Raw genomic sequence first — 6,506 nt, forward strand, 5'->3', positions numbered from 1 at the left:
ATACCGGCGGGCGCGGTCGGCAAGCTTGCGGGCCTTGGCGGGGAACGCAGCTCGCCCGAAGAAGAGCTGGACCTGCTCAAGCGCTTTTCGCAAGAGAGCGGCCGCCCGGTGACCTTCACCCTGGTCGAAACGCGCGACTATGCGCCCGATCTTTGGCGGCACCTGCTCCAGCTGACGCACGAGGCCAACGACAACGGCGCGCAGCTTTTTCCGCAAGTGCCCTCGCGCAGCATCGGCTTTTTGAGCGGGCTGAGTTCCTACCACGCGTTCATGCGGCGGCCGACGTATATCGCGAAAATGGCGGAACTGCCGCTGGCGGAGCGCGCAGCGGCGATGCGCGATCCGGCGATGAAGGCGCAGATCATGGCCGAACGCGATATTCCGTTTGAGGCTCCCGGCTCGATGATGAACCTCTATTCCCTGTTCCGGCAGGGCGCGGCAATCATGTATCCGCTGAACGATCCGATCGATCTGGAGGCCGGGCAAGAAGCCTCGATCGGCGCGCTTGCGCAGGCGGCTGGGCAGGAACCGCTCGACTACCTGTATGATTTTCTGGTGGCCGGGGACGGCACGCACTTTGCCTCGCTCAGCCGGCCAAACCTGCCTGAAAGCAATGTCGTTTTAGAGGAAATGCTGACCCATCCCGATACGGTGACGGGGTTGAGCGATGCGGGCGCGCATGTGACGCTGATTTGCGATGCCACGATGCCGACAACCCAGCTGACGTATTGGACGCGGGACCGGAAGAAGGGCCACACCTTGCCGATCGAGTTTCTGGTTCACAAACAGACCGCGCGCAATGCCGCGCTCTATGGCCTGAGCGATCGCGGATCATTGGAAGTGGGCAAGCGCGCCGATATCAACGTGATCGACTATGCCAATCTGGCCGCCTCATCGCCGGTCGCGCATCATGATCTGCCCGCCGGGGGAACCCGCATCATGCAGCCAGTGAAGGGATATCGCGCCACCTTCTGCAACGGCGTGATGATCCGCGAAAACGACGCGGATACCGGCGCGCGGCCCGGACGGCTGGTGCGCAGCTAGCCGATTTGCGCCGCGCTGCGCGGCCCGGCACCTGCCCTGTAAGCCCTGCCCTGTAAGCCCTGCCCTGTAAGCCCTGCCCTGTAAGCCCTGCCACCTCGACACCAAAAGGCCCGGCGATCGGGGGAGGATCGCCGGGCCAGTGGGTGCCTGGTGGCTGTTGATTGCCACTGAGAAGTGACCCGGGAGAGGCCGTAATTTCCACTGAGATTTGACCCATGTTCTGATCGTTCCCTTGGCTGGCAGTCGGGGGATCATGGAGTGATCGACATGGCGTTATTGAGTGTGATCCGCCGCTGGCATTTCCGTGAAGGTATGCCGATCCGGGAGATTGAACGGCGCACGGGCTTGTCCCGTAACACGATCCGCAAGTACCTGCGGGCCGGCACGGTTGAGCCCCGGTTCAAGGTGCCTGAGCGACCGAGCAAGCTGGACCCATTTGCCGAGAAGCTGTCAGGCTGGCTCAGGATTGAGGCTGGCCGGTCACGCAAGCAGCGGCGCACGGTCAAGCAGATGCACGCCGATCTGGTGACCCTCGGTTATGACGGTTCGTACAACCGGGTCGCAGCCTTCGCCCGGGAGTGGAAGGCCGACCGCCAGCGCGATGCGCAGACCAGTGGCCGGGGCACCTTCGTCCCGCTGGTGTTCATGCCGGGAGAGGCCTTCCAGTTCGACTGGAGCGAGGACTGGGCGATCATCGCCGGGGAGAGGACCAAGCTGCAGGTTGCGCACAGCAAGCTGTCACACAGCCGGGTGTTCATCGTCAGGGCCTACCTGCTCCAGACCCACGAGATGCTGTTCGATGCGTTGACCCAGGCGTTCCGGGTGCTGGGCGGGGTGCCGCGCCGCGGGATCTTCGATAACATGAAGACCGCGGTCGACCGGATCGGCGCTGGTAAGACGCGCCAGGTCAATGCCCGGTTCTCGGCAATGGCCAGCCATTACCTGTTCGAGCCGGAGTTCTGTAATCCCGCCGCCGGATGGGAGAAGGGTCAGGTCGAGAAGAACGTCCAAGATGCCCGGCGCCGGCTGTGGCAACCACTGCCGTGCTTCCCCGATCTGCCGGCGCTCAATGCCTGGCTCGAGCAGCGCTGCATCGAGCAATGGCATGAGATCCAGCATGGCCTCATGCCCGGCACGATAGCCGATGCCTGGGCCGACGAGGTCGCCAGCCTGATGCCGCTGGGGCGCACCTTCGATGGCTTCGTCGAGCATGCCCAGCGGGTCTCGCCGACTTGCCTCGTGCACTTCGAGCGCAACCGGTACAGCGTGCCGGCCTCCTTTGCCAACCGCCCGGTCAGCCTGCGCGTCTATCCGGACAGAATCGTCGTGGCGGCCGAGAGCCGGATCGTGTGTGAGCATGAGCGGATCATCGAGCGGTCCCATCATCTGCCCGGTCGGACGGTCTATGACTGGCGCCATTATCTGGCGGTGATCCAGCGCAAGCCAGGGGCTTTGCGCAACGGTGCACCCTTCCTGGAGATGCCCGATGCCTTCCGGCAGTTGCAGGGTCATTTGCTTAAACGGCCCGGTGGTGACCGGGAGATGGCCGAGATCCTCGCCCTTGTCCTTCAACACGATGAGCAAGCTGTTCTGTGCGCCGTTGAGCTGGCGCTTGAAGCTGGCGTGCCGACCAAGACCAACGTCCTCAACATCCTGCACCGGCTGACCGACGGCAAGGCCGGCACACCACCGAAGATCGACGCTCCCCAGGCTCTGACCCTGGGGCGTGAACCCAAGGCCAACGTCGAGCGCTATGATGCGCTGCGCAGCAGGGAGACTGCCCGTGCGTCATGATCCCGCCAGCGCTGCCGTCGTGGTCATGCTGCGCGGCCTCAAAATGTACGGCATGGCCCAGGCCGTGACCGACCTCATCGAACAGGGTGCTCCGGCCTTCGATGCTGCCGTGCCGATCCTGTCCCAGTTGCTCAAGGCCGAGGTGGCCGAACGCGAGGTTCGTTCGATCACCTACCAGACCAAGGCAGCCCGCTTCCCGGCCTACAAGGACCTCACCGGCTTCGATTTTACCTCCAGCGAGGTGAACGAGGCTATGGTCCGCCAACTCCACCGCGGCGACTTCATCGACGGTGCCAACAACGTAGTGCTGATCGGCGGGCCCGGTACCGGCAAGACCCACATCGCCACGGCCCTCGGCATCCAGGCCGTCGAGCATCATCGCAAGAAGGTGCGCTTCTTCGCCACCGTCGATCTGGTCAATGCGCTCGAGCAGGAGAAGGTTCTGAACCGGGCCGGGCAGTTGGCCGACCGTCTGCTCCGCCTCGACCTCGTGATCCTCGACGAGCTGGGCTACCTGCCGTTCAGCTCATCGGGCGGCGCTTTGCTCTTCCACCTGCTCAGCAAGCTCTACGAGCGCACCAGTGTCATCATCACCACCAACCTGAGCTTCTCGGAATGGGCCAGCGTCTTCGGCGATGCCAAGATGACCACCGCGCTACTCGATCGCCTCACCCATCACTGCCACATCCTCGAGACCGGAAACGACAGCTTCCGCTTCAGGGCCAGCAGTGCCGCAGCCCCCAAAACACGAAAGGCCAAATCACCCGCTTGACCCCACCCCCACACCGGGGGACACATATCCAACCGGGTCAATTCTCGATGGAAATCCCGGGTCACCTCTCAGTGGCAATCAACAGCTGGGCGGGGTTACGCGCGCGCTCGGCGTGTTCGGTTCGGAGGAATTGCGGCGGATAGCAGAGGCTTCCACAATCCTTCTGCCTCCCGCGACCATGGCCGCGCCGCGCATCGCGGCCGACATCATCATCACGCATTTTCCGCCCAATTGGCGCCGCCTGGTGCTGCTGGCGGGGCTAAGGCTGCGCAATCCCGCAGCGCGGATCGTGCACGTCGAACATAGCTACACCCGCGCGTGGGAAGCGATCCATGTGCCCAGCCGGATGCGCTTCCGGGCGATGCTCTGGCTGGCGATGCGGCTTGTTGATCAGATCGTCTGCGTCTCGCGCGCGCAGTCTGAGTGGCTGCAGGAGGCAGCGGGGATCGCGGCCGGGCGGATCACGGTGATCCATCCTTATGCCGAAAACCCCGGGCTTACCGAACTGCCTTTGCCCGAGCCCGGGCGGCGCTTGCGGATCGGTGCCTATGGCCGCTTTTGCGAGCAGAAGGGGTTCGACATACTGATCGCAGCCTTCCGCAGCGGCTGGTTTGCGCATTGCGATCTCATTCTGGGCGGGTTTGGCGAGGATGAGGCAATGCTGCGGGCGCTGGCGGCGGATTGCCCGGCCATCCGCTTCACCGGCAAAGTCGATGATGTGGCCGCGTTCCTGCGCGCGTGCGACGTCGTCGCGGTGCCATCACGGTGGGAAGCTTATGGCATGGTGGCCAACGAAGCGCGCGAAGCCGGGCGTCCCGTCATGGTCGCGCCGGTCGATGGACTTGTCGAGCAAGCCGCAGGGGCCGGTGTCGTGGTCGATTTCACCGATCAGGCGAAGATCGAAGATGCCCTTTGCGCGCTCTTGTCGGCAAGCGTGAAGGCCATCGGGAAACGCGCGCGCGCAGCCATCCACGGCTGCCACGAAGTCCGCGAGGCGCAGTGGTCTGCGCTGTTGCGATCTGCGCAGACAAAGCCGCGCGCCTGCGGGGGCAGAGCGGCGTTGAATGTCGTTACGTCCCGCCCAAGCCGCTCGATCCCGTAAAGCAACCCTTGGCTTCTTTCGTTGCAGCCAGGCTCAATCCGATATTGGCGCGATCCGCGCCAGCAGCGCATCGACCTGAACCTGCCCGCCCGCCTGCACCTGCAATTCGGCGACAATGCCATCGAACGGCGCGGTAAGCGCATGCTCCATCTTCATGGCTTCGAGCACGAGCAGCTTCTGGCCTTTGATGACGGCTTGGCCTGCCGTTACCTCCACCGCGATGACCTTGCCCGGCATGGGGGCGATGATGGCGCCGAAGGATGGGGTACCGGAACTCCGGCCCCGAACTGCCGTTGTTACTCTATGCGCGGTACCATGATCAAACCCAACGATGCCATCTTCGACTTCGATAAAATCTCCCAATTCGAAACTACCGGGCCTTCGACCTTTGATAAAAGGGGAAGATTGGACGTGGCGCCCTATCACCGGGTTTTCGACCATCGTTGCTATTCCATCAACGAACAAACGGATCTGGGTGCATGGCTCGGCATTGAGCCGGAATCCGCTGAGGGCGTTGACATGTTGAAACAAGCCCCGGTGCACCATGACATTCTTTAGACTTTGTACCGCTGAAAAACTTCCATCGGTCGTCAATTCCGCGACGTTACGTTCGATAAACCCGGTATCGAAGTTGCCAGCAATGAATTCCTGATGGGCAAGTATCTTGGCCAAGAAGGACGCGTTGGTCTTTACCGGCCAGCACTGCACATCGCGACACTTTTGCCCCAGAAGGGAGATAACCCGACTGCGATCACCAGAGTGCGCGACAATCTTGGCGATCATCGGATCATAAAATGGACTGATCGCGTCCCCTTCACAAACGCCGGTATCGACGCGGATCCGGCCAAAGGCACCCTGAGCTTCGCTGAAACCATCGAGGGGTATTGATTCGAGCACGAAGTGCTCCAGCCGCCCCACGCTGGGCAAAAAGTCTTTGGCCGGGTCCTCCGCATAAAGCCGCGCTTCCATCGCCCAGCCCATGATTTTCAGCTCGTCCTGCCGCCTGGGCAACGGCTCGCCGCTGGCTACGCGCAGTTGCCATGCGACCAGATCGATGCCGGTGATCCTCTCCGTCACCGGGTGCTCCACCTGCAGCCGCGTGTTCATTTCCATGAACCAGATGCGATCCGCCCGCAGGCCGTCCGAAGCGTCGGCGATAAACTCGATCGTGCCCGCGCCGACATAGTCAACCGCCCGCGCCGCCTTGACCGCCACCGCGCACAGCGCCGCGCGGGTCGCTTCGTCCATGCCCGGCGCGGGGGCTTCCTCGATCACTTTCTGGTGGCGGCGCTGCAGCGAGCAATCGCGCTCGAACAAGTGCACCACATTGCCATGCGTATCGCCGAAAACCTGCACCTCGATATGGCGCGGGCGCTGGATATACTTCTCGATCAGCACATGCGCGTTGCCGAACGAGGCGAGGGCCTCGCGCTGGCACGAGGCGAGCGCGTCCGCGAACTCCGCCGCCGCCTCCACCTTGCGCATCCCCTTGCCGCCCCCGCCCGCGACGGCCTTGATCAGCACAGGGTAGCCGATTTCGCCCGCGCGCGCGGCAAGGAACGCGGGCTCCTGATTTGCGCCCATATAGCCCGGCGTAACGGGCACGCCCGCCGCCGCCATCAGCGCTTTGGCCGCATCTTTCAGCCCCATCGCGGTAATGCTGGCGGGGCTCGGCCCCACCCAGATCAACCCCGCATCGATCACGCTTTGCGCAAACGCGGCGTTCTCGCTCAGAAACCCATATCCCGGATGGATCGCCTCCGCCCCAGTGGCGAGCGCGGCGGCGATGATCTT

Annotated in this window: 5 protein-coding genes; 4 read left to right on the forward strand and 1 reads right to left on the reverse strand. The window is 63.4% G+C overall.

Features of this window, described 5'->3' with window-relative positions; translation table 11 throughout:
- The 4 genes from Q0O40_RS14890 to Q0O40_RS14905 form a co-directional block, all read left to right on the forward strand.
- Nucleotides 1-1,044: amidohydrolase family protein (locus Q0O40_RS14890; protein WP_295531596.1), on the forward strand; the 1,044-nt coding region annotated here is incomplete at its 5' end.
- Nucleotides 1,045-1,311: 267 nt separating this feature from the next.
- Nucleotides 1,312-2,838 (forward strand): IS21 family transposase, encoded by a 1,527-nt coding sequence (gene istA, locus Q0O40_RS14895; protein WP_295531606.1) that lies wholly within the window; start codon nucleotides 1,312-1,314, stop codon nucleotides 2,836-2,838.
- A complete protein-coding gene (gene istB / locus Q0O40_RS14900) occupies nucleotides 2,828-3,610 on the forward strand; it encodes an IS21-like element helper ATPase IstB (RefSeq protein ID WP_295531598.1) in 783 nt (260 codons plus the stop codon). The genes istA and istB overlap by 11 nt, the downstream gene beginning before the upstream one ends.
- A gap of 178 nt (nucleotides 3,611-3,788) precedes the next feature.
- A complete protein-coding gene (locus Q0O40_RS14905; protein WP_295531601.1) occupies nucleotides 3,789-4,712 on the forward strand; it encodes a glycosyltransferase family 4 protein in 924 nt (307 codons plus the stop codon).
- Between the two features lie 33 nt (nucleotides 4,713-4,745).
- On the opposite strand, the gene Q0O40_RS14910 is transcribed toward Q0O40_RS14905, so the two are convergent.
- A partial coding sequence (locus Q0O40_RS14910) for a biotin/lipoyl-containing protein (protein WP_295531603.1) occupies nucleotides 4,746-6,506 on the reverse strand: 1,761 nt, incomplete at its 5' end.

It is taken from the genome of Novosphingobium sp. Chol11 (genome assembly GCF_945870625.1).
Lineage (GTDB): Bacteria > Pseudomonadota > Alphaproteobacteria > Sphingomonadales > Sphingomonadaceae > Novosphingobium.

Bases quoted from the DNA above. Each gene is read 5' to 3' on its own strand.
- Q0O40_RS14905 (WP_295531601.1), top strand. From the start codon at position 3,789: ATGGCCGCGCCGCGCATCGCGGCCGACATCATCATCACGCATTTTCCG.
- istA (WP_295531606.1), top strand. From the start codon at position 1,312: ATGGCGTTATTGAGTGTGATCCGCCGCTGGCATTTCCGTGAAGGTATG.